The following is a 23,565-nucleotide window of genomic DNA, read 5'->3' as shown; positions in this document are numbered from 1 at the left end:
GGTCAGAGCTTCCGGAACAGGCCCTCCTGGACCACCGACACCAGGAGCCTGCCCTCGCGGTCGTAGATCCGGCCCCGCGCGAGTCCCCGGCCGCCCGTGGCGATCGGGGACTCCTGGTCGTACAGGAACCACTCGTCGGCCCGGAACGGCCGGTGGAACCACATCGCGTGGTCCAGCGAGGCCATGTCGAAGCCGCGCGGGCCCCACAGCGGCTCGACCGGGATCCGGACGGCGTCCAGGAGCGTCATGTCCGAGGCGTACGTGAGGGCGCAGGTGTGGACGAGCGGGTCGTCGCCCAGCGGGCCGACGGCCCGCATCCACACCGCCGAGCGCGGTTCCGCGCCCTTGACCTCCTGCGCGGTCCAGCGCAGCCGGTCCACGTACCGGAGGTCGAAGGGCATCCGGCGGGCCATCCGGTCCAGGGCCTCCGGCAGCGTCCCCAGGTGCTCCCGGACCTCGTCCGCCAGGTTCGGCAGGGTCTCCGGGTCGGTCAGGTGCCGCGGCGGCAGCTGGTGCTCGAACGCGCCCTCCTCCGGCCGGTGGAAGGAGGCCGTGAGGTTGAAGATCGTCCGCCCTTCCTGGATCGCCGTGACCCTGCGGGTCGTGAACGAGCGGCCGTCGCGCACCCGCTCCACCTGGTAGACGATCGGCACCCCGGGGCGGCCCGGCCGCAGGAAGTAGGCGTGCAGCGAGTGCACCGGCCGGTCGCCCTCCGTGGTGCGGCCGGCCGCGACCAGGGCCTGTCCGGCGACCTGCCCGCCGAAGACCCGTTGCAGGGACTCCTGCGGGCTGCGCCCGCGGAAGATGTCGACCTCGATCCGCTCCAGGTCGAGCAGATCCACGAGCCTCTCGGCGGGGTTGGTCACCACAGCACTCCTCTACAGCTGTCCGACGGACGTCACACGGACCACCGCACGACCCTCCTCGTCGGAGGCCGCGAGGTCCACCTCCGCGCTGACGCCCCAGTCATGGTCGCCGTTCGGGTCGGCGAAGGTCTGCCGGACGCGCCACAGCCCGTGCGCCGCGTCCTCCTCGATCGCGAGCAGCTTCGGACCGCGCGCGTCCGGACCCGTACCCAGATCGTCGTACTCGTCCCAGTAGGCGTCCATCGCCTCGCCCCAGGCGTCCGCGTCCCAGCCGGCCTCGGCGTCCAGCTCGCCCAGCGCGTCGACGTTGTCGAGGGCGGCCAGCTCCACCCGGCGGAACATGGCGTTGCGCACCAGGACCCGGAAGGCGCGGGCGTTCGCCGTGACCGGCTTGACCTGGTCGGCCTTCTCCTGCGCCTCCTCGGCCGTCTGGATCTCCGGGTTCGCCAGCTGCTCCCACTCGTCGAGCAGCGAGGAGTCCACCTGGCGCACCATCTCGCCCAGCCAGGCGATCAGGTCCTCCAGGTCCTCGGTCTTCAGGTCGTCCGGGATGGTGTGGTCGAGCGCCTTGTACGCGCTCGCCAGGTACCGCAGGACGATGCCCTCGGTCCGCGCCAGCTCGTACCAGGAGGTGAACTCCGTGAACGTCAGGGCCCGTTCGTACATGTCACGGATCACCGACTTCGGCGACACCGGGTGGTCGCCGACCCACGGGTGCGACTTCCGGTAGACGTTGTACGCGTGCCAGAGCAGCTCCTCCAGCGGCTTCGGGTACGAGATGTCCTGGAGCCGCTCCATCCGCTCCTCGTACTCGACGCCGTCCGCCTTCATCTGCCCGACGGCCTCCCCGCGCGCCTTGTTCTGCATCGCGGCGAGGATCTGGCGCGGGTCGTCGAGGGTCGACTCCACCACGGACACCATGTCCAGGGCGTACGAGGGGGACTCCGGGTCCAGCAGGTCGAAGGCGGCCAGCGCGAACGTCGACAGCGGCTGGTTGAGCGCGAAGTCCTGCTGGAGGTCGACCGTCAGCCGGATCGTGCGGCCCTCGGCGTCCGGCTCGGCCAGCTGCTCCACCACACCGCCGTCGAGCAGCGAGCGGTAGATCGCGATGGCCCGGCGGATGTGCCGCAGCTGCGCCTTGCGCGGCTCGTGGTTGTCCTCCAGGAGCTTGCGCATCGCCTCGAAGGCGTTGCCGGGGCGGGCGATCACCGAGAGCAGCATGATGTTGGTGACCTTGAAGCGGGAGGTCAGCGGCTCCGGCTCGGCGTCGATCAGCTTCTCGAAGGTGGTGTCGCTCCAGGCGACGAAGCCCTCGGGGGCCTTCTTGCGCACCACCTTGCGGCGCTTCTTCGGGTCGTCGCCGGCCTTCGCGAGCGCCTTCTCGTTCTCGATGACGTGCTCGGGGGCCTGCGCCACCACGAAGCCGGCGGTGTCGAACCCGGCCCGCCCGGCCCGGCCCGCGATCTGGTGGAACTCACGGGCGCGCAGGGTCCGCACCCGGTTGCCGTCGTACTTGGTGAGGGCGGTGAAGAGCACCGTGCGGATCGGCACGTTCACGCCGACGCCGAGGGTGTCCGTCCCGCAGATCACCTTCAGGAGACCCGCCTGCGCGAGCTTCTCCACGAGCCGCCGGTACTTCGGCAGCATGCCCGCGTGGTGCACGCCGATGCCGTGCCGGACGTACCGCGAGAGGTTCTGGCCGAACTTGGTCGTGAAGCGGAAGTTGCCGATGAGCTCGGCGATCTGGTCCTTCTCCTCGCGCGTGCACATGTTGATGCTCATCAGCGACTGGGCCCGCTCGACGGCCTGCGCCTGCGTGAAGTGCACGATGTAGACGGGCGCCTGCTTGGTCTCCAGGAGCTCGGTCAGGGTGTCCGTGATGGGCGTGAGCCGGTACTCGTACGACAGCGGGACCGGCCGGGTCGCCGAGCGGACCACGGAGGTCGGCCGCCCGGTGCGACGGGTCAGGTCCTTCTCGAACATCGACACGTCGCCGAGCGTCGCCGACATGAGGACGAACTGCGCCTGGGGGAGTTCGAGCAGCGGGATCTGCCACGCCCAGCCGCGGTCCTGCTCGGCGTAGAAGTGGAACTCGTCCATGACGACCTGGCCGATGTCGGCGTACTTGCCGTCGCGCAGGGCGATCGAGGCGAGGACCTCCGCCGTGCAGCAGATCACCGGGGCGTCGGCGTTCACGGAGGCGTCGCCGGTCAGCATGCCGACGTTCTCGGTGCCGAAGAGCTTGCACAGGTCGAAGAACTTCTCCGACACCAGCGCCTTGATCGGCGCGGTGTAGAAGGTCACCTGGTCGTTGGCGAGCGCGGTGAAGTGCGCACCCGCCGCGACCAGCGACTTTCCCGATCCGGTGGGTGTGGACAAGATCACGTTCGCCCCGGAGACGACCTCGATCAGCGCCTCTTCCTGGGCCGGGTAGAGCGTGATGCCCCGGTCCTCGGCCCAGGAGGAGAAGGCCTCGAAGAGGGCGTCGGGGTCGGCGGTCGGCGGCAGCTGATCGATAAGGGTCACGCCCCCATCTTGCCCGCATTCCGCTCGGATGAGGGAACCGGCCATCAGCGGTCTTGATCACGGACGATAGGCTCGTCCGTCGACCGGCCGTCAACTGGGCGCCGGCAGGGGAGAAACGGGGCGGCTCAACCATGATGGGACCGGCGCACTCGCTGTCCGGAGCGGCGGCCTGGCTGGGCGTCGGAGCGGCCGCCGCCGCCTTCGACCACCCGATGCCCTGGCCGGTTCTCGTGGTCGGCGCGCTCATCTGCGCGGGCGCCGCCCTCGCCCCGGACCTCGACCACAAGTCGGCGACCATCTCCCGGGCCTTCGGACCCGTCTCCAAGGGCCTCTGCGAGATCGTCGACAAACTGTCGTACGCCGTCTACAAGGCCACCCGCTCCTCCGCCGACCCCCGCAGGTCCGGCGGCCACCGCACCCTCACCCACACCTGGCTCTGGGCGGTCCTGATCGGCGCCGGGGCCTCCGTCGCGGCGGTCACCGGCGGCCGCTGGGCCGTCCTCGCGATCCTCTTCGTGCACCTGGTCCTCGCCGTGGAGGGCCTGCTCTGGCGGGCCGCCCGGATGTCCAGCGACGTCCTGGTCTGGCTCCTCGGCGCCACCAGCGCCTGGATCCTCGCGGGCGTCCTCGACCAGCCCGGCAACGGATCGGACTGGTTCTTCACCGGCCCGGGCCAGGAATACCTGTGGCTGGGCCTGCCCATCGTCCTGGGCGCGCTCGTCCACGACATCGGCGACGCCCTGACCGTCTCCGGCTGCCCGATCCTGTGGCCCATCCCCGTCGGCCGCAAGCGCTGGTACCCCATAGGCCCGCCCAAGGGCATGCGCTTCCGCGCCGGCAGCTGGGTCGAGCTCAAGGTCCTGATGCCCGCCTTCATGCTCCTGGGCGGCGTCGGCGGGGCGTCGGCACTCGGCTTCCTCTAGTGCCGTGCCGGGCGTCGCGACCCGGTGAAGCATTCCGGTCACACCACTGGCCGTACGCGCGCGAGGGGGCCCGCACCGGACATCCGGTGCGGGCCCCCTCGCCGTGCCGCCTCAGCCGTGCCAGGAGCGCCACAGGGCCGCGTACGCGCCGTCCGCCGCCACCAGATCCTGGTGACTGCCCAGCTCGCTGATCCGGCCCGCCTCGACCACCGCGATCAGGTCGGCGTCGTGCGCGGTGTGCAGCCGGTGCGCGATGGCCACGACCGTGCGGCCCTCCAGGACCCGGCCCAGTGAGCGCTCCAGGTGCCGGGCCGCGCGCGGGTCGAGCAGTGACGTCGCCTCGTCGAGGACCAGGGTGTGCGGGTCGGCGAGGACCAGCCGGGCCAGCGCGATCTGCTGGGCCTGCGCCGGGGTCAGCGCGCGGCCGCCCGAGCCGACCTCGGTGTCCAGGCCCCCGTCGAGCCCCCGGGCCCAGACCTCCGCGTCCACCGCCGCGAGCGCCGCCCACAGATCGGTGTCGGCGGCCCCGGCCCTCGCCAGGAGCAGGTTGTCGCGGAGCGAGCCCACGAAGACATGGTGCTCCTGGTTGACCAGGGCCACGTGCTCGCGGACCCGCTCGGCGGGCATCCGGGCCAGCTCGGCGGCGCCGAGGGTCACCGAACCGGTCCTCGGGGCGTAGATCCCCGCGAGCAGCCGGCCGAGCGTGGACTTGCCCGCGCCGGACGGGCCGACCAGGGCGAGGCGGGTGCCGGGCGCCACGTCGAGGGACACCTCGTGCAGCACGTCGACGCCCTCGCGGTAGCCGAACCGGACCTCGTCCGCCCGCACCGCACGGCCCTCGGGCCGCACCTCCCGGTCGCCCGCGTCGGGCTCGATGTCCCGGACGCCGACGAGCCGGGCCAGCGACACCTGCGCGACCTGGAGCTCGTCGTACCAGCGGAGCACGATCCCGATCGGGTCCACCAGCATCTGCGCGAGCAGCGCGCCCGTGGTCAGCTGCCCCACGTCGATCCAGCCCTGGAGCACGAACACCCCGCCGAGCAGCAGGACCGCGCACAGCACCGTCGTATGGGTGAGGTTGACGACGGGGAAGAGCACCGAGCGCAGGAAGAGCGTGTACCGCTCCCAGGCCACCCACTCGGAGATCCGCCGGTCCGACAGGGCGATCCGCCGTGCGCCGAGGCGGTGCGCCTCGACCGTGCGGCCCGCGTCGACGGTCTCGGCCAGTGCGCCGGCCACCGCCGCGTACCCCGCGGACTCCGCGCGGTACGCGGACGGCGCCCGCTTGAAGTACCACCGGGCGCCCACGATCAGCACCGGCGCCGCGAGCAGGGCGGCGAGCGCGAGCGGCGGCGCGGTGACCGCGAGGCCCCCGAGCAGCAGCCCCGCCCACACGACGCCGATGGCCAGCTGGGGCACGGCCTCCCGCATCGCGTTCGCGAGCCGGTCCACGTCCGTCGTGATCCGGGAGAGCAGATCGCCCGTCCCGGCCCGTTCGAGGACGCCCGGCGGCAGGCCGACCGCGCGGACGAGGAAGTCCTCGCGCAGATCCGCGAGCATCTCCTCGCCGAGCATCGCCCCGCGCAGCCGCACCAGCCGCGTGAACACGGTCTGCACGAGCAGCGCGAGGGCGAACAGCCCGACCGTGCGCTCCAGATGGAGGTCACGGGCCCCGTCCGCGAGTCCGTCCACCACCGAACCGAGCAGGTACGGGCCGGCCATCGAGGCGGTCACGGCGACCGCGTTCACCCCGATGAGCAGCGCGAACGCCCGGCGGTGGCGCCTCAGCAGCTCGCGGACGTAGCCACGGACGGTGGCCGTCCCGGCGACGGGCAGCGTCGTCGCCGTCTTCGGGGCCGCCGGGTCGTACTCCGGCGGCGCGAGGCCGATCATGCCGATTCCCCTTCCAGTGCGTCGAGTCCGCCGGTGCGGCCGCCGGCCGTGGCGAGCTCCTCGTCCGTCTCGCGGGTGACCACCGCGCGGTAGCGGGGCTCGGCGGCGAGCAGCTCGCGGTGGGTGCCGACGGCGACTGCCTGACCCCCGTCGACCAGGACGACCCGGTCGGCGCGGTCCAGGAGCAGCGGCGAGGAGGCGAGCACCACGGTGGTCCTGGCCCGCCGCAGCTCCGCGATCCCGCCGGCGACGGCCGCCTCGGTGTGCGCGTCGACCGCCGAGGTCGGCTCGTCGAGGACGAGCACCTCCGGGTCGGCCACCAGGGACCGGGCCAGGGCGAGGCGCTGCCGCTGTCCGCCGGAGAGCGAGCGGCCGCGCTCGGTGATGCGGGTGCGCATCGGGTCGCCGCCGGTGTCGACGGAGGCCTGCGCGAGCGCGTCGAGGACGTCCTCGCACCGGGCGGCGGCGAGCGCCTCCTCGGCGCGGACGGCGCCCGAGGCGGGCACGTCGAGCAGCTCGCGGAGGGTGCCGGAGAGCAGGACCGGTTCCTTGTCCTGGACGAGGACGACGGTACGGGCCCGCTCCAGCGGCAGCTCGTCGAGCGGCACCCCGCCGAGGAGGACCGAGGTGTGGTCGGCCTCCGCCTCGGCCGGGTGCCCGCCGAGCCGGTCCGCGAGCCGGCCGGCCACGTCCGGGTCGCCGCAGACCACGGCGGTGAAGAGCCCGGCGGGGGCGCGCAGCCCGGTCAGCGGGTCGTACAGGTCGCCGCCGGCCGTGTCCTCCCGGGCCTCCGGGAGGGGGGTCGTCGTGCGGGCGAGGGCCAGGACCCGGGCGGCGCGCCGCGCGGACGGGCGGGAGAAGGAGAAGGCCTGGGCGATCTCCTCGAAGTTGCGCAGCGCGTGATGGGTGAGGGCCACGGCGCTGTAGACCGCGACCAGTTCGCCGACCTCGATCCGTCCGTCGAGCGCGAGCTTCGTCCCGTACGCCACGACCGCGATGAGCAGCAGCCCCGGCAGCACGACCTGGATCGCGGCGATCAGCGCCCACATCCGCGCGCTGTGCACGGCGGCCCGGCGGACCTCCTGGGACGCGGCGCGGTAGCGGCCGAGGAACAGCTCCTCGCCGCCGATGCCGCGCAGCACCCGCAGCCCGGCGACCGTGTCGGAGGCCAGTTCGGTGGCCCGGCCCGCCTTCTCGCGCTGGACGTCCGCCCGGCGGGTGGCGCGGGGCAGCAGCGGCAGCACGGCGAGGGCGAGGACCGGGATGCCGGCGGCGACCACGATGCCCAGGGCCGGCTGGTAGACGACGACGCCCACGCAGATGATCAGCAGGGTGACGGCGGCCGCGGCGAACCGGGACAGCGCCTCGACGAACCATCCGATCCGCTCCACGTCACCCGTGGACACGGCCACGACCTCGCCCGCGGCGACCCGCCGGGTCAGGACGGAGCCGAGTTCGGCGGTCTTGCGGGAGAGGAGCTGCTGCACCCGGGCGGCGGCGGTGATCCAGTTGGTGACGGCGGTGCGGTGGAGCATCACGTCACCGGCGGCGATCGCCGCCCCGAGGACCACGAGCAGCACCCCGGCGAGCGCGAGCCGCCCGCCGTCGCGGTCCACGACCGCCTGGACGGCGAGGCCGACGCCCAGCGGCAGACCGGCGATGCCGAGGTGGTGCAGCAGCCCCCAGAGCAGGGACTTCACCTGCCCGGCGAGCTGTTGACGGCCGAGCCAGAGGAGGAATCGGGTGCCCGAACGGACATCGGGGATCCCGGGGTCGGCGTAGGGAAGATCTCGAATCTGCATGGCTGCCCAGGATCTCCGGGTCTCGTCTGGGGGATCGCGCGCCGGAGGGGCGCGACGGCGGTGTCCGACTACGCGGGGGAAACCGTGCAAGGTTCGCTTTTCCGTCGACGTGCGGCAATCGATTTTCCCGTCGGGGGGAACAGATCGCGCCATGTCCGCTCATCGTCCTCTGGACCGCACTCCAGGACCGCGCTTCACTTCCGGCCCATGAGATCACTCAAGATCACGAGCGTGATCGGTGGCCTTGTGCTCGCCGCCGGAGCGCTGTTCACCGCCCACCCGGCGGCCGCCGACGGTCCGAACGGCCCGACGCCGCCCGCCGAGTTCACCAGCGACTGGCACGACCCGGTCACCGCCGCCCCGCCCGTCGCCACCCCCGGGACCCGCAGCTGCGAGGTCACCCTCGCCGACGCACAGTTCCGCGACTTCACCCCGTACCAGGGGAGCTATGTCCCGCCGAAGGAGTGCGGCACCCGCTGGAACAAGGTCGTCCTGCGCCTGGAGGGGAGGGTGAAGGGCCGCCAGTACGACCGGCTCGGCCACCTCTCCGTCGGCGGCGTGGAGATCCTCCGCACCTCCACGCCCCAGCCCTCGCCCGACGGCATCGCCTGGTCGGTCGAGAAGGACGTCACGCGCTACCGCGACACCCTCAGCCGCCCGCAGCCCGTCGAGATGCTCATCGGCAATGTCGTGAACGAGACGTACACGGGCGTCATCGACGTCCACGTCACCCTCACCTTCCACACCGCCCAGGGCCGGACGAAGCCCGCCGCCGGCACGCCCGACCGGGTCCTCCCGCTCACCGACGCCGGCCTCACCACGCCGCGCAACACCGAACGCGTCCTCGCCGAGGTGTACGCCACCGGTTCGGGCGGCGGCTGCGAGGAGTACTGGTACCTGTCCGTCCCGGACGCCGGCCCCTACTCCTGCCGGGCGACCGACGGGCCGCACCGTGAGGTCCGCGTCTCCGTCGACGGCCGGCTCGCGGGCATCGCCGCCCCCTTCCCCACCGTCTGGACCGGTGGCTGGTCCAACCCGTTCCTCTGGTACGTCACCCCGGGGCCGCGGGCCTTCGACGTCCAGCCGATCGTCTACGACCTGACGCCCTTCGCGGCCCTGCTCAACGACGGGAACACCCATCGCGTGGAGGTCTCGGTCGCCGGGGTCCCGGCCGGTCTGAGCGGCTGGTCGGTCCCCACCAACGTACTGCTCTGGCAGGACGAGGGAAGCCGCGTCGTCACCGGCGGCCTCGACCGCCACGAGGAGAGCGCACCGCTCAACTCGGTGGTGTACACGGCTGGTTCACCGCATCGCGTGGACACGGAGGCGAGCCACCGGCTCACCGTCGCCGGGCACCTGAACACCTCGCACGGCCGGGTCGACACCACCGTGAGCAGGACCGTGGCCGCCGACATCGTCCACCGCTGGGGACAGGACGAGAACCCGGACGCGCTGACCGCGCGCTGGACCGACCGGGAGACCGTGACCAGCGGCCGCACCGTCACCCGCGTCGACCGCTCGTACACGATGGACGGCGAGACCACCATCGGCGCCGGTGACCGGCTGCGGACCGTCCTCACCCTCGGGGACCGCGCCGACACCGTCGTCCTGCGCGACGGACGGCGGCTCTCCTGGTCGCGTCTCGACGACACGTACACCGGGGACGCCACGTACACCACCGGCGTCCCCCGCGACCAGCGGCACGCGGTCGGCACCACCCACGAGCGCTACCGGCTGTACGGCTCCGGGGGCTGCCACGACCGGAGCCTGACGACCGTCCAGGGCACGCTCACCCAGGACCTGCGGCGCTGCTGAACGCAGCGGTGTCCGGCCCCGCCCACCGCGGCCGGGGCCGGACACCGGGTCAGACGGGCTTCGCCGAGTCCACGCCCGAACGGGCCTTCGTCCACTCGCCGCGCGTGAAGTCGGGGATCTCCTGCGCCGCGCCGTCCGCCTTGATCGAGGCGTGGCTGAGCGGCACCGGGGCCGTCCAGGTGGCCGCGTCGTACACGTCGAAGTCCGGCGGAAGGCCCAGCTGGAGGCACTGCATCAGGCGGTAGACCATGATGTAGTCCATGCCTCCGTGGCCGCCCGGCGGGTTGGCGTGCTCCTTCCACAGCCAGTGGTCGAACTCGGCGGCGTACGCCGAGAAGTCGCCCCACGCGTCGTCCTTGTGGTCCGGCTCCAGATAGATCCGGGCCGGGTAGTCCTCGAACACCCCGCGCGTCCCGCCCAGGCTGTTGATCCTGCTGTACGGGTGCGGGGTCGAGACGTCGTGCTCCAGGCGGATGAGCCGGCCCTTGGCCGTCCGGACCATGCTGATCGTCCGGTCGCTCTCGATGTACGTCTCCTTCCAGCTCGGGTCGCCGGGCGGCATGTGGGCCGCTCGGTACTCGGCGAGGCCGAGCGCCGGAGTCCCGAAACTGCTGATGCTCACCACCCGGTCGCCCCGGTTGACGTCCATGTAGCCGGCGACGGGACCGAAGCCGTGGTTCGGGTAGAGGTCCCCGCGCAGCCGCGTGTGCCACAGGCGCCGCCAGGGCCCCTCGTAGTACTTCGGATCGAACATCAGGCCGCGCAGGTCGTGGTTGTACGCCCCCGCTCCGTGCAGCAGCTCCCCGAACTTGCCCGCGTGCGCCATCCGCAGCACCCGCATCTCGTTCCGCCCGTAGCAGCAGTTCTCCAGCTGCATGCAGTGGCGCCGGGTCTGCTCCGACAGGTCGACCAGCTCCCACAGTTCGGCGAGCTCCATCGCGACCGGACACTCCACGCCGACGTGCTTGCCGTTCAGCATCGCCGTCCTCGCGATCGCGAAGTGGGTGTCCCAGGGGGTCGCCACGTACACGAAGTCGACGTCGGTGCGGGTGCAGAGGTTCTCGTAGTCGTCCTCGCCGTTGGTGTACAGGGCGGGGGCGGGCTGTCCGGCGGCGACGACCGACGCGGCGGCGCGCTCGGCCTTCGCGCGCACCGGGTCGCAGACGGCGACCACCCGGACCCAGGGGAGGGAGAGGAAGTTTCCGATCATGCCGGCACCGCGGTTGCCGAGCCCGACGAGGGCGATCCGCACGGTGGAGCGGCGCTCGAACGGCACCCCGGCCATGGTGGCGCCCCGGCGCTTCGGCACGGCCGGCGCCTCCGGTGCGGCGGCGGGGGCGGGCCCGGTGGCGGCCCGGGCGGTCTGCCCGCTCGCGGCGGCGATGCCGAGCCCGGCTCCGGCCGCTCCCGCGGTGGTCCTGAGCACCGTGCGGCGGGTCGGGGGGCGCGGTGTCTGGTCGTCCATGGAACCTCCCTGCTGACGGGTGGTTGGACTGTACTGTTCCGGTTCGTCCGCCGAGCCGCACCGGCCGCGGATGATCACCCGAACATACGAAGGCCCCCTCACCGTAGGGGGTGAGGGGGCCTGTCCGCCCCGGGCGCCGGGCAGATTGACGGATAGTCAGGGGGTCGTCGGCGCGTTCGCGTGCGCGGGGCGCTCAGGGGCGCGTGGCGCGTTCCAGCGCGAGGAGCACCGAACGGTAGCTCCGGCCCGTCGCCCGGTCCATCCCGATCTCGCACATCCGGTTGGCCGAGAGGTGCGCGTCGAACGGCCGGGCCGTGACCTCGGCGGCCTCGCGGGCCGTCGCCGAGGCCGTCAGCTCGGGATGCAGCATGCCCCGGTCCCCGGCGAAGGCGCAGCAGCCCGCGTCGACCGGGACGACGACCTCCTCCGCGCACGCCCCGGCCAGCGTGGTGAGCCGGTCCTCGTCGCCCAGGTGCCGCATCGAGCAGGTCGGATGGACCACGGCCGAGGCGACCCGGCGCCGGACGTCGAGCCGGGGGAGCAGCTCGTCCGCCGCCCACACCAGGGAGTCCACCACCGTCAGCTCGGCGTGCAGCTCCCGGTTGTCGTCCGTCAGGTAGGGCACCACCTCGTGGGCGATCCCCAGCGTGCACGAGGAGGCGTCCACCACGAGCGGCAGCTTGCCGCCGGCCGTCCAGCCCCAGGCGGCCTCGACGATCCGGTTCGCCATCACCTCGTTGCCCCGCTCGTACCCCTTCGAGTGCCAGATCGTCGCGCAGCACGTTCCGGCGACGTCGTCGGGGATCCACACCGGGCGCCCGGCCCGCGCCGACACCGCGACCACGGCCTCCGGGAGCGAGGGTCCCCGCTCGCCGTCCGGGTTCCCGAAGATGCGGTTCACACACGCCGGGTAGTAGACGGCGACGGCCGCGGGACGGTGGGTGCGGGGCAGCCGGCGCGGTCCCGCGCCCGGGATCTCCGGCAGCCACTCGGGGACGAGGTCGGGGCGGACGGCCTTGCGGGCGAGCCCCGTCACCGATGCCAGGACCCGGTCGCCGATCCGGTCGGCGGCGGCCACCGCGAGCCGCGCGGAGGCCTCGACCGCGCGGAAGTTCTTCGCGGCGAGGGCGGCGATCCGCTCCTCGCGCGGCGAGTGCCGCTCGTGCCGGAACTCCTTCATCAGCGCCCCCGTGTCGATCCCGACCGGGCAGGCCAGCGCGCAGGTGGAGTCGCCGGCGCAGGTGTCGACCGCGTCGTAGCCGTACGACTCCAGGAGCCGGGCCTCGACGGGGGAGCCGTCGGACTGGCGCATCATCTCCCGGCGCAGCACGATCCGCTGGCGCGGAGTGGTCGTCAGGTCCTGGCTGGGGCAGGTCGGCTCGCAGAAGCCGCACTCGATGCACGGGTCGGCGATCCGCTCCACCGCCGGGATCGACTTCAGGCCGCGCAGATGGGCCTGGGGGTCGCGGTCCAGGACGATCCGCGGGGCGAGCACCCCCGCCGGGTCGACCGCCTCCTTGACCCGCCACATCAGGTCGGTCGCCCGCGTACCCCACTCCAGTTCCAGGAAGGGCGCGATGTTGCGGCCGGTGGCGTGCTCCGCCTTCAGCGAGCCGTCGAAGCGCTCCACGGTCAGCTTGCAGAACTCCTCCATGAAGGCTGCGTACCGCTGGACGTCGGAGGGGTCGGCCGCGTCGAAGGCGAGCAGGAAGTGGAGGTTCCCGTGGGCCGCGTGGCCGGCCACGGCGGCGTCGAAGCCGTGCCGGGCCTGGAGGTCGAGCAGCGACGCGCAGGCCTCCGCGAGCCGGTCCGGCGGCACCGCGAAGTCCTCGGTGATCAGGGTCGTACCGGAGGGGCGGGAGCCACCGACGGCCGTCACGAAGGCCTTGCGGGCCTTCCAGTAGCCGGAGATCCGCTTCGGGTCCCGGGTGAAGGCGTTCTCCACGGAGGCCACCGGGGCCACCAGGCCGAGGCCGTCGAGCACGGCCTGGGCGGCCCGCTCGTACGCCTCCAGCGCCGCCGTGCCGGGGGCCCGGAACTCGACCAGGAGCGCCGCCGTCCCCTTCGGCAGCTCCGCCCAGTCCGCGGGCACGCCCGGCACGCTCACCGAGGCCCGCAGCGTGTTCCCGTCCATCAGCTCCACGGCGAGCGCCCCGGCCTCGTTGAACAGGGGCACCGCCGCGGCGGCGGACGGCAGCGAGGGGAAGAAGAGCAGGGCCGTGGACACCTCGCGGTCCAGCGGCACGGTGTCGAAGACGACCTCGGAGATGAAGCCGAGGGTGCCCTCGGAGCCGACCATCAGGCCGCGCAGGATCCGCACCGGGGTGTCGCCGTCGAGGAAGGCGTCCAGCCGGTAGCCGTTGGTGTTCTTGATGGCGTGCTTGGCGCGGATCCTGGCGGTCAGTTCGGCGTCGGCTTCGATCTCCGCCTTCAGCGCCATCAGCTCCGCGCACAGCCTCGGCTCGGCGCGCGCGAGCTCCGCGTCGGCGTCCGGGGCCGCCGTGTCGACCACCGTCCCGCTCGGCAGGACGACGGTCAGGGAGGCGACGGTCCGGTACGAGTTCCGGGTGGTGCCGGCCGTCATGCCCGAGGCGTTGTTGGCGACGACCCCGCCGATCGTGCAGGCGACCGCGCTGGCCGGATCGGGCCCCAGGACCCGCCCGTACGGGGCGAGCGCCGCGTTGGCCCGCACCACGGTCGTGCCGGGCCGGATCCGGGCCCGGGCCCCGCCGTCCAGTACCTCGACGCCCGCCCAGTGGCGGCGCACGTCCACGAGGACGTCCTCGCCCTGGGCCTGCCCGTTGAGGCTGGTCCCGGCGGCCCGGAAGACCACCTCGCGGCCCTTGCCGTGGGCGTACGACAGGACGGCGTAGATGTCGTCGATGTCCTCGGCGACCACGACGACCTGCGGGACGAAGCGGTACGGGCTGGCGTCCGAGGCGTACCGCACCAGGTCGGAGATCCTCGACAGGACCTTTCCCGGTCCGAGGAGCTCGGTGAGCTCCTCGCGCAGCCGCCGCGGCGTGCCCCGGGCCTGGAGCTCGGGCACCCGGTCCGGGGCGGGGGTCCGGCTCGTGCCGGGACGGAGGGCCTTCGGGTCGGGTTCGAGCAGCGGCATGTCACGGCTCCCCTTCGGCGCGTCCCCGGGCCCGACGGGTCAGCAGCCGCGCTCCGGGCCGGGGTCGACCAGGGCGGACAGCAGACCTTCGAGCACCTCGCGCTGTTCGACGGTCAATGGAGCAAGGATGTCCTCTGCGGCGGCCCGGCGCGCGCTGCGCAGCTCGCGCAGCGTGGCGCGGCCCGCGTCGGTGAGCTCGATCCGCACCACGCGGCGGTTGCTCGGGTCGGGCACGCGGCGCACCCGGTCGCCCGCCTCCAGACCGTCGACGAGACTGGTCACGGCCCTCGGGACGACCTCCAGACGGGCCGCGAGGTCGGCCATCCGGGGCGGCTCGCCGAAGTGGGCGACCGTGCGGAGCAGCCGGGACTGCGCGGGCGTGATGCCGACCGGCTCCAGGTGACGCTTCTGGATGCGGTGCAGTCGCCGGGTCAGGCGCAGCAGCTGCTCGGCGAGGAGCCCGTCGGTGTCGGACCCGGTCCGCGGATCGGAGCTGCTCGGGCGGTCGGAGGTGCTCATGCGGGAACAATATCAGGACCTTGTTCATTGTGAGTATAGGTAACAATGAGCTATGCTCCGATGGATCGTCTACCTTCGAAGGAGCCCATGCGCCCCCACGACCAGTCCGACTGGACGCCCCCGCCCCGCGACTCCGGCCGGCCCCAGGAGCCCGCCCAGGTGCGGCGGATCCTTCGGCTCTTCCGTCCCTACCGCGCGCGCCTCGCGCTCGTCGGCCTCCTGGTCGGCGCCGCCTCGCTCGTGTCGGTCGCCTCGCCCTTCCTCCTCCGGGAGATCCTGGACGTCGCCATCCCCCAGGGCCGTACCGGGCTGCTCAGCCTGCTCGCCCTCGGCATGATCGCCACCGCCGTCCTGACCAGCGTCTTCGGCGTGCTCCAGACCCTCATCTCGACCACCGTCGGCCAGCGCGTCATGCACGACCTGCGCACCGGGGTCTACGAGCAGCTCCAGCGGATGCCGCTCGCCTTCTTCACGCGCACGCGGACGGGCGAGGTGCAGTCCCGCATCGCCAACGACATCGGCGGCATGCAGGCGACCGTGACCTCCACGGCCACCTCCCTGGTCTCCAACCTCACCGCCGTCGTCGCGACCGTCGTCGCCATGCTCGCCCTCGACTGGCGGCTCACCCTCGTCTCGCTGCTCCTGCTGCCGGTCTTCGTCTGGATCAGCCGCCGCGTCGGCCGCGAGCGCAAGAAGATCACCACCCAGCGCCAGAAGCAGATGGCCGCCATGGCCGCGACCGTCACCGAGTCGCTCTCGGTCAGCGGCATCCTGCTCGGCCGCACCATGGGCCGCGCCGACTCGCTGACCAGGTCCTTCGCCGAGGAGTCCGAGCGCCTGGTCGACCTCGAAGTGCGCTCCTCCATGGCCGGGCGCTGGCGGATGTCCACCATCGGCATCGTCATGGCCGCGATGCCCGCCCTGATCTACTGGGCCGCCGGCATCGCCCTCGGCTCGGGCGGCGCGGAGATCTCGCTGGGCACCCTCGTCGCCTTCGTCTCGCTCCAGCAGGGCCTCTTCCGGCCCGCGGTCAGCCTGCTCTCCACCGGCGTGCAGGTGCAGACCTCCCTCGCGCTCTTCCAGCGCATCTTCGAATACCTCGACCTGCCCGTCGACATCACCGAGCCCGACGAGCCCGTCCGGCTGCCGCGGATCCGCGGCGAGGTCTCCTTCGAGAAGGTCGTGTTCCACTACGACCCCGAGGGGCAGAGCCGCCCGACCCTGGACGGCGTCCACCTGACCGTCCCCGCCGGCGGCAGCCTGGCCGTCGTCGGCCCCACCGGCTCGGGCAAGTCCACCCTCAGCTACCTGGTGCCCCGGCTGTACGACGTCACCGGCGGCCGCGTCACCCTCGACGGGGTCGACGTGCGCGACCTGGACTTCGACACCCTCGCCCGCGCGGTCGGCGTCGTCTCCCAGGAGACGTACCTGTTCCACGCCTCCGTCGCCGACAACCTCCGCTTCGCCAAGCCGGAGGCCACCGACGAGGAGATCGAGGCCGCCGCCCGCGCCGCCCAGATCCACGAGCACATCGCCTCGCTCCCCGAGGGGTACGACACCCTCGTCGGCGAGCGCGGCTACCGCTTCTCCGGCGGCGAGAAGCAGCGCCTCGCCATCGCGCGCACCATCCTGCGCGATCCGCCGGTGCTGATCCTCGACGAGGCGACCAGCGCCCTCGACACCCGCACCGAGCAGGCGGTGCAGAGCGCCATCGACGCCCTGTCGGCGGGCCGCACCACCATCACCATCGCGCACCGCCTCTCCACCGTCCGCGACGCCGACCAGATCGTCGTCCTGGAAGCCGGCGAGATCACCGAGCGCGGGACGCACGAGGAGCTGCTCGTCCAGGACGGGCGCTACGCCGAACTGGTCCGCCGGGACGCCCGTACCGAACAGGCGAACGTGGGAGCGGTTGTTCCCCAGAACGTGTGATCGTGCCGGGATTCATTGCCCGACCCCCGTGCGGCATCGGAGGATGACGGAGTGCGAGCGAAGGGCTGCAGACCGCGACCGCACCGTCCCACTGATGTACCGCATGAGGAGAAGCACCACCATGAACGTCATCACCAACCTGCTCGCCGGCGTCCTCCACTTCCTGGGCTGGCTCGTCTGACGATCGCAGTGCCCGGCGCCGTCGGCCCCCCGTCCCAGGGGGCCGGCGGCGCCGCCGCGTGCGCGGTTCCCCGGAATCGCACACGGCCCGGGTTAGCGTGCGCCCATGACCTACCGGTCGCCGTCCCCGTACGCACCCCCGCGCCGTCCCCGTCGCCCCTCCCTGCCCCGGCCACCCCGCCGCGCCCGCCTCACCCGTCGCGGCCGGCTCGCGCTGCTCCTCGGCGCCGTCCTCACCGTGACCGTCGGCGTCACCGTGCCGCTGCTGCTCACCCGTGACGATCCGGCCGTCGAGCAGCCCCGCCACCTCCTCGTCCCGGAGGGCTGGCGGGCCGGCCAGGTCTACGAGGCCGTCGACCGGGCACTCCATCTGCCCGACGGCACCGCGCGGAAGACCGCGACCACCCCCGGTGCGCTCCCGCTGCCCGCCGCGGCCGGCGGCAACCCCGAGGGGTACCTCTTCCCCGCGACCTATCCGGTGCTCTCGACGACCACCCCGCAGGCGCTGCTGCGCTTCATGGTGGACACCGCGGGCAAGCGGTACGGCGCGGGGCGGATCACCGAGGGAGCCCGGGCGCACGGACTCAGCGTCCACCAGACCGTCGTCGCGGCCAGCATCGTGCAGGCGGAGGCCGACAACCCGGAGGACATGGCGAAGGTGGCCCGCGTCGTCCACAACCGTCTCGCCCGGGGCATGGCGCTCCAGATGGACTCGACGCTCCACTACGCCCTCGGCCGCAGCACCGTCGACACGAGCTTCGAGGACACCAGGTCCGACAGCCCGTACAACACGTACGCGCGCAAGGGCCTGCCGCCGACGCCCATCGGGAACCCGGGGGACGAGGCCCTGGACGCGGTGATCCGGCCGGCCGACGGCGACTGGCTCTACTTCGTCACGGTGGCCCCGGGGGACACCCGCTTCACCGCGGACTACGCGACCCACCAGGCGAACGTGGCCGAGTTCAACGCGAACCGGGACGCGGCGAAGCCCTGACGGACGGGCCGGCCGGACAGCGCGCCCTGCCCGGCCCGTCAGCCCCGCCCGCCGCTCAGGCGGTCGCCGTGGCCGCCGGTTCGCGGCGCAGGAGGCGGCGGATGTCGGAGACGGCCGCGCGGCCGGCCCGGTTGGCTCCGATCGTCGACGCCGAGGGGCCGTAGCCGACGAGGTGGACGCGCTCGTCCCGTACCGCCCGGGTGCCCTCCACCTGGATGCCGCCGCCCGGCTCCCGCAGCCGCAGCGGCGCCAGGTGGTCGATCGCGGCCCGGAAGCCGGTCGCCCACAGGATGACGTCCACGTCGACGGTCCGCCCGTCGTCCCAGGCCACCCCGGTCGGGGTGATCCGGTCGAACATCGGGAGCCGGTCCAGGATCCCGCGCGCGCGTGCGGCGCGGATCGTGTCGTTCAGGGGGAGCCCGGTGACCGAGACGACGCTCTGCGGCGGCAGCCCGCGCCGCACCCGCTCCTCGACGAGCGCGACGGCCGCGCGGCCCTCCACCTCGCCGAAGGGCCCCTCGCGCCAGACCGGCTCGCGCCGGGTCACCCAGGTCGTCCCCGCGGCGACCTCGGCGATCTCCATGAGGTGCTGGGTGCCGGACGCCCCGCCGCCCACGACCAGCACCCGCTGTCCGGCGAACGCCTCGGGCCCCGGGTACCCGGCGGCGTGCAGCTGGCGGCCCCGGAAGGTCTCCTGCCCCGGGTAGCGCGGCCAGAACGGACGGTCCCAGGTGCCCGTCGCGTTGATCAGGGCCCGGGTCGCGTACACGCCCTCCGAGGTCTCGACCCGGAGCCGGCCGCCGTCGCCCTCACGGACGGCCGTGACGTCCACGGGGCGGTGGACCCGCAGGTCGAAGGTCCGCTCGTACGTGTCGAAGTACGCGCCGATCACCTCCGACGAGGGGCGTGCGGGATCGGCACCCGTCAGCTCCATGCCGGGCAGCGCGTGCATCCCGTGCACCTTGCCGTAGGTGAGGGAGGGCCAGCGGAACTGCCAGGCGCCGCCCGCCGCCGGGGCGTGGTCCAGGACGACGAAGTCCCGGTCCGGCTCCAGGCCGCCGCGCCGCAGGTGGAAGGCGGCCGAGAGCCCGGCCTGTCCGGCGCCGATGACGACGACGTCCACCGTCCTGACCTCTTCGAACCCGAAATCGTTCACGCTTCCACCAACCGGGGCGGGCATGCGCTTCTTCCCGCGCCCCCGCCCCGTGGTGGCGTCTACCTCCCGCCGGGCACGAGCAGCGGCGCGCCGCCCGGGGCCGATGCCGGACGCCCGTTCGCCGCCGGGACGCCGAGCAGCGGGGACGCCGGGGCCGAGGCGAGCAGACCGCGCGCCGCGAGCTCGGGCGTCACGCCCTCACCGAACCAGTACGCCTCCTCCAGGTGCGGGTAGCCGGACAGGACGAAGTGCTCGACGCCCAGCGCGTGGTACTCCTCGATCCGGTCCGCGACGTCGGCGTGGCTGCCGACCAGCGCGGTCCCGGCCCCGCCCCGCACCAGCCCGACGCCCGCCCACAGGTTCGGCGAGATCTCCAGCCGGTCGCGGTCCAGGGAGCCCCCGCCGTGCAGCGCCAGCATCCGCTGCTGGCCGACCGACTCGCTCTTCCCGAGCAGCTCCTGCGCCGCGGCGACGGTGTCCGCGTCGAGGTCGGAGAGCAGCCGGTCGGCGGTCGCCCAGGCCTCGCGGGCCGAGTCGCGCGAGATCGTGTGCAGCCGGATCCCGAAGCGGACCGTGCGGCCGCGCTCCTCCGCGAGCCGGCGGATCCAGTCGATCTTCTCCTTCACCTGCCACGGCGGTTCGCCCCAGGTCAGATAGACGTCCGCGTGCTCCGCGGCGACGGGACCGGCCGCCGCGGACGAGCCGCCGAAGAAGATCTCGGGCAGCGGGTCCGGGGGCAGGGCGGTGAGCCCGCCGTCGATGCGGAAGTGCTCGCCCCGGAAGTCGTACGGCCGTCCGGCCCACACGCCCCGGACCACGGAGAGGAACTCGGCCGTCCGCGCGTACCGCCGGTCGTGGTCCAGGTGGTCGCCGAAGCGCCGCTGCTCGGCCGAGTCGCCGCCGGTCACGACGTTGAGCAGGAGCCGGCCCCGGGTGATCCGCTGGTACGTGGACGCCATCTGCGCCGCGAGCACCGGCGAGATCACTCCCGGCCGGAACGCCACCAGGAACTTCAGCCGCTCGGTGTGCTGGGCCAGCGCGACCGTCGTCAGCCAGGCGTCCTCGCACCAGGTGCCGGTCGGGGTCAGCACGGCCTCGAAGCCCAACTGCTCGGCCGCCTTGGCGATCTGGACGAGGTAGTCGATGTCGGGAGCGCGGACCCCGGACACGGCGCGGTCCCGGGTGATCCCGCCGTCCGTGTAGGCGTGCCGGTCGACGAGGGTCCGGCCGTCGCCGCCGGTCGGCAGGAACCAGTGCAGGTGGACGGTCATCAGGAGGCCTTTCCGTAGCTGCGCGCCGGGGTGGTGGACGGCGGCAGGTCCTTGTTGAAGCGGGTGTCGACGTAGTCCGAGAAGCGGAAGGTGCGGGGGATGAGGCCGAGTCCGGCGAACGTGTCGGCGATCTGCTGCTCGGAGGCGATCGCCCCGTCGTCGAGGGCCACCGGGATCCGTGTCCCGTTGCTGCGCTTCACGGCCGCCAGGGCGACCTCGTACGGCAGTCCGGTCTCCTTCGACCAGACCTTCGCCCACTCCTCGGGGTGCTCGAACACCCAGCCCTGCGCACGGCGCAGCCGCTCGACGAAGTCGCCGATCGCCGTGGCCTTCTCCCGGTCGGCCAGCGCCGAGGGGGCGGCGACCTGGAAGCCGAGGCCGTTCACGAGGCCGCGCCCGTCGGTCAGGACCCGGCCCTTGCCGCTCAGCAGGACCTGGGAGGTGTACGGGTCCCAGACCGCCCAGGCGTCGACCTTGCCTCCGGTGAACGCGGCCAGGGCGTCGGCCGGCTGCAACAGGCTGACCTCGACGTCGTCCAGGCCGAGCCCGGCCTTCCGGAGCGAGGCGATCAGCTGGAAGTGGGCGGAGCTCCCCTGCGCGACGGCGATCCGCTTCCCCTTCAGATCCCGCGCGGTGCGCAGCGGTGAGTCCTTCGGGACGAGGATCGCCTCGCCCGCGGAGTCGCCGTGCGTCGCCGCGACCACGGTGATCTTCGAGCCGGCGCCGGCGGCGAAGACGGGCGGGGTGTTTCCGACGGAGCCGAAGTCGACGGCTCTGGCGTTGACCGCTTCGAGGAGCGGTGGGCCGGAGGTGAACGTCGACCACTTCACCCGGTACGGGAGGTCGTCGAGCTCACCGGCGGCGCGCAGCAGCGCCTCGGCGCCGCCCTTCTGGTCGCCGACGTTCAGGACGAGGGATCCCTTGCCGTCGGAGTTCGAGGCGTTGCCGGCCGCGGAGGCACCGGAGCAGGCGGAGGCGAGCAGGGCGAGCGGCACGAGCAGCGCCGCGGCGGACAGACGGAAGGACTTCATGACGGTCTCCTTGAGAGAGGGGGCTTCGGTCAGGCCGTCGCGCTGCCGGCGAAATCGCTCTCGGACACGCCGAGTTCGGCGAGCAGCCGGCTGCGGAGCGCGGCGAGCCCGGGATCACCGGGGGAGCGGGGCCGGTCCAGGTCGACGGCGGTGTCGTACGCGATCACGCCGTCCCGCATCACCAGGGCGCGGTCCGCGAGCAGCAGGGCCTCGTCGACGTCGTGGGTCACGAGCAGGACCGTGCAGCCGCGCCGCTGCCACAGCTCGGCGACGAGCCGCTGGGCCTTGATCCGGGTCAGCGCGTCGAGCGCGCCGAACGGCTCGTCGAGCAGCAGCAGATCCGGGTCCCGCACCAACGCCCGTGCGAGTGAGGCGCGTTGGGCCTCGCCGCCCGAGAGGGTCTTCGGCCAGGCCCCCGAGCGGTGGTCGAGCCCCACCTCGGCGAGCGCCTTCTCCGCCACCGTCCGGCCCGGTTTCCCCGGGAGCCCGAGCAGCACGTTGCGCCAGACCTTCTTCCAGGGCATGAGCCGCGGCGCCTGGAACGCGACGGCACGGCGGCGCGGCACGAGGACCGTGCCGGAGATCTCCCGGTCGAGACCCGCCAGGATCCGCAGGAGCGTCGACTTGCCGCAGCCGCTGTGCCCGAGCAGCGCCGTGAACTGGCCGGCGCGCAGGGTGAGATCGAGTCCGTCGACGACGGGACGCCCGTCGAAGGAGCGGGTGAGGCCCTGGACGGTCACTGCCCGGTGAAGGTCGGTCGCCATTGCAGAAGCAGCCTTTCGAGTGTGCGGACGAGGGCGTCGGCGAGCAGGCCGAGGAAGGCGTAGACGACCAGGCAGACGACGATCACGTCGGTGCGGAAGAACTCCCGTGCCTGGTTCATGAGGAAGCCGATCCCGGCGTCGGCGTTGATGGACTCGCCGAAGACGAGCGCGAGCCAGGCCGTGGCCAGGGAGTACCGCAGTCCGGTCATCGCCCCGGGCAGCGCGCCCGGCAGGACGACGTGCCGGACCAGGCCCCAGCGGCCCAGCCCCAGGGACTCGCCCGCCTCGACGAGTTGCGCGTCGACGCCGCGGATCCCCGCGTACACGTTCAGATAGAGGTGGAAGGCGACGCCGAGGGCGATCAGCGCGACCTTGGGGGCCTCGCCGATTCCCAGCCAGATGATGAACAGCGGGATCAGCCCGACCCACGGCACCGTCCGCAGCATCTGCACGGGAGCGTCGACGAGGTCCTCCCCGAGCCGCGAGAGCCCGGACACCAGGGCGAGCGCGATGCCGACCACCCCGCCGAGCAGCAGTCCCACGGCGACCCGCCGCAGCGAGACCCCCATGGCGTTCGGCAGCGTCCCGTCCACGAGCAGTCCACCGGCGGCGCGGGCGATCGTCCCCGGCGAGGCCAGCACGTCCGCCGGGAGGAGCCCGGCGGAGCTGCTCGCCTGCCAGAGGACGAGCAGCAGCACCGGACCCACGGTCCGGCGCAGCCAGCGCGGGACGGCCGGGCCGCGGCCGGGTCCCCGGGCGGCGGTGAGAAGTTCGACATCCGGCAAAGGCGATATGTCGGGCAGGGAGGAGGGTGGGGCGTGGTCGACCGTCATGACGGACTCCGGGGGAGGGGGAGGTGAAGGTACGCGTCAGCGGCCGTGGGCGCGGAACGGGCACGCGCGCACGGCGGTCAGAGCGTCAGAAGGGTGCTACCGGTACGGGTGAAAGGGCGTCAGCGGCCGCGTCGACACGCGGCGGAGGCCACCCGCAGCAGGTCGATGTGACCGCGCGTGGTGAGCAGGGCTGTACGCAACATGGCGCGAACGTAGCGGCCGCCACGCGCCGGGTCAACGGTGTCTCGGACGGTGGACGCGGGCCGGCACGGCCGACCGGGTCCTCCCGCCCACCACCGGCGCTTTGCACGCACCGACCGAGCGGGGGCGGTGGCGCGTCCCCCGCCCGACGTGCGTCCGCGCCCCGCGCGTGATCGACACCCCCTAGGGGGTGTTTCGAAAGTCCCGCACAGCACCCGCGGCGCCCGGCACGCCCCCTCGCCGCACCGGCCAAAGACCCAAGTAGCTCCGCTACGA

Annotated in this window: 17 protein-coding genes; 5 read left to right on the top strand and 12 right to left on the bottom strand. The window is 73.2% G+C overall.

The window, feature by feature from the left end; translation table 11 throughout:
* Positions 1-2: 2 nt before the first annotated feature.
* Both ABTY59_RS30585 and ABTY59_RS30580 read right to left on the bottom strand, forming a co-directional pair.
* Positions 3-866, bottom strand: a complete 864-nt coding sequence (locus ABTY59_RS30585) for an acyl-CoA thioesterase (RefSeq protein WP_352022318.1) — start codon at positions 864-866, stop codon at positions 3-5.
* A 12-nt stretch (positions 867-878) separates the two neighbouring features.
* A complete protein-coding gene (locus ABTY59_RS30580) occupies positions 879-3,437 on the bottom strand; it encodes a DEAD/DEAH box helicase (protein WP_352022317.1) in 2,559 nt (852 codons plus the stop codon).
* Between the two features lie 86 nt (positions 3,438-3,523).
* Between ABTY59_RS30580 and ABTY59_RS30575 the strand changes: the two genes are divergently transcribed.
* Entirely contained in the window at positions 3,524-4,315 is a 792-nt protein-coding gene (locus tag ABTY59_RS30575; RefSeq protein WP_352022316.1) for a metal-dependent hydrolase, read from the top strand.
* A 111-nt stretch (positions 4,316-4,426) separates the two neighbouring features.
* Here ABTY59_RS30575 and ABTY59_RS30570 read toward each other — a convergent pair whose 3' ends face one another.
* Both ABTY59_RS30570 and ABTY59_RS30565 read right to left on the bottom strand, forming a co-directional pair.
* On the bottom strand, positions 4,427-6,208 hold the full coding sequence (locus tag ABTY59_RS30570) for an ABC transporter ATP-binding protein (RefSeq protein ID WP_352022315.1): 1,782 nt from the start codon (positions 6,206-6,208) through the stop codon (positions 4,427-4,429).
* Positions 6,205-8,010: an ABC transporter transmembrane domain-containing protein gene (locus ABTY59_RS30565; RefSeq protein ID WP_352022314.1), complete on the bottom strand. Its 1,806-nt coding sequence runs from the start codon at positions 8,008-8,010 to the stop codon at positions 6,205-6,207. Before ABTY59_RS30565 ends, ABTY59_RS30570 begins: the two co-directional genes overlap by 4 nt.
* 207 nt (positions 8,011-8,217) lie before the next feature.
* On the opposite strand from ABTY59_RS30565, the gene ABTY59_RS30560 reads away from it, so the two are divergent.
* Positions 8,218-9,825, top strand: a complete 1,608-nt coding sequence (locus ABTY59_RS30560) for a peptide-N4-asparagine amidase (RefSeq protein WP_502995445.1) — start codon at positions 8,218-8,220, stop codon at positions 9,823-9,825.
* A 49-nt stretch (positions 9,826-9,874) separates the two neighbouring features.
* On the opposite strand, the gene ABTY59_RS30555 is transcribed toward ABTY59_RS30560, so the two are convergent.
* The 3 genes from ABTY59_RS30555 to ABTY59_RS30545 form a co-directional block, all read right to left on the bottom strand.
* The gene (locus tag ABTY59_RS30555; RefSeq protein ID WP_352022313.1) at positions 9,875-11,290 is read right to left on the bottom strand and encodes a Gfo/Idh/MocA family protein; all 1,416 of its coding nucleotides are present in this window, start codon (positions 11,288-11,290) and stop codon (positions 9,875-9,877) included.
* A gap of 193 nt (positions 11,291-11,483) precedes the next feature.
* Positions 11,484-14,408 (bottom strand): FAD-binding and (Fe-S)-binding domain-containing protein, encoded by a 2,925-nt coding sequence (locus ABTY59_RS30550; protein ID WP_352022312.1) that lies wholly within the window; start codon positions 14,406-14,408, stop codon positions 11,484-11,486.
* 39 nt (positions 14,409-14,447) lie between these two features.
* Positions 14,448-14,927, bottom strand: a complete 480-nt coding sequence (locus ABTY59_RS30545) for a MarR family winged helix-turn-helix transcriptional regulator (RefSeq protein WP_352022311.1) — start codon at positions 14,925-14,927, stop codon at positions 14,448-14,450.
* Positions 14,928-15,014: 87 nt separating this feature from the next.
* On the opposite strand from ABTY59_RS30545, the gene ABTY59_RS30540 reads away from it, so the two are divergent.
* The 3 genes from ABTY59_RS30540 (at position 15,015) to mltG (ending at position 18,033) form a co-directional block, all read left to right on the top strand.
* Positions 15,015-16,859, top strand: coding sequence for an ABC transporter ATP-binding protein (locus tag ABTY59_RS30540; RefSeq protein ID WP_352022310.1), 1,845 nt, complete (start codon positions 15,015-15,017; stop codon positions 16,857-16,859).
* A gap of 43 nt (positions 16,860-16,902) precedes the next feature.
* Positions 16,903-17,040, top strand: coding sequence for a hypothetical protein (locus ABTY59_RS30535; RefSeq protein ID WP_352022309.1), 138 nt, complete (start codon positions 16,903-16,905; stop codon positions 17,038-17,040).
* A gap of 105 nt (positions 17,041-17,145) precedes the next feature.
* Positions 17,146-18,033 carry an endolytic transglycosylase MltG gene (mltG, locus tag ABTY59_RS30530; protein WP_352022308.1) on the top strand — a complete coding sequence of 296 codons (888 nt, stop codon included), beginning with the start codon at positions 17,146-17,148 and terminating at the stop codon, positions 18,031-18,033.
* Positions 18,034-18,088: 55 nt separating this feature from the next.
* Here the strand turns inward: mltG and ABTY59_RS30525 are convergent, their stop codons facing one another.
* The 5 genes from ABTY59_RS30525 to ABTY59_RS30505 are packed head-to-tail and all read right to left on the bottom strand — an operon-like array spanning position 18,089 to position 23,088.
* Positions 18,089-19,189 carry an NAD(P)-binding domain-containing protein gene (locus tag ABTY59_RS30525; RefSeq protein ID WP_352022307.1) on the bottom strand — a complete coding sequence of 367 codons (1,101 nt, stop codon included), beginning with the start codon at positions 19,187-19,189 and terminating at the stop codon, positions 18,089-18,091.
* Between the two features lie 59 nt (positions 19,190-19,248).
* Positions 19,249-20,460 (bottom strand): LLM class flavin-dependent oxidoreductase, encoded by a 1,212-nt coding sequence (locus ABTY59_RS30520; protein WP_352022306.1) that lies wholly within the window; start codon positions 20,458-20,460, stop codon positions 19,249-19,251.
* Complete coding sequence (locus ABTY59_RS30515) at positions 20,460-21,491, bottom strand: ABC transporter substrate-binding protein (RefSeq protein ID WP_352022305.1); 1,032 nt, start codon at positions 21,489-21,491, stop codon at positions 20,460-20,462. Before ABTY59_RS30515 ends, ABTY59_RS30520 begins: the two co-directional genes overlap by 1 nt.
* Before the next feature lie 29 nt (positions 21,492-21,520).
* Positions 21,521-22,255 carry an ABC transporter ATP-binding protein gene (locus ABTY59_RS30510; protein ID WP_352022304.1) on the bottom strand — a complete coding sequence of 245 codons (735 nt, stop codon included), beginning with the start codon at positions 22,253-22,255 and terminating at the stop codon, positions 21,521-21,523.
* On the bottom strand, positions 22,228-23,088 hold the full coding sequence (locus ABTY59_RS30505) for an ABC transporter permease (RefSeq protein ID WP_352022303.1): 861 nt from the start codon (positions 23,086-23,088) through the stop codon (positions 22,228-22,230). The genes ABTY59_RS30510 and ABTY59_RS30505 overlap by 28 nt, the downstream gene beginning before the upstream one ends.
* Positions 23,089-23,565: the final 477 nt, after the last annotated feature.

The sequence above is a fragment of the Streptomyces sp. NPDC096079 genome, assembly GCF_040303145.1.
Classification (GTDB): domain Bacteria; phylum Actinomycetota; class Actinomycetes; order Streptomycetales; family Streptomycetaceae; genus Streptomyces.
The sequence above is the reverse complement of the archived record's forward strand: the minus strand, read 5'-3'. Positions and strand labels throughout refer to the sequence as shown.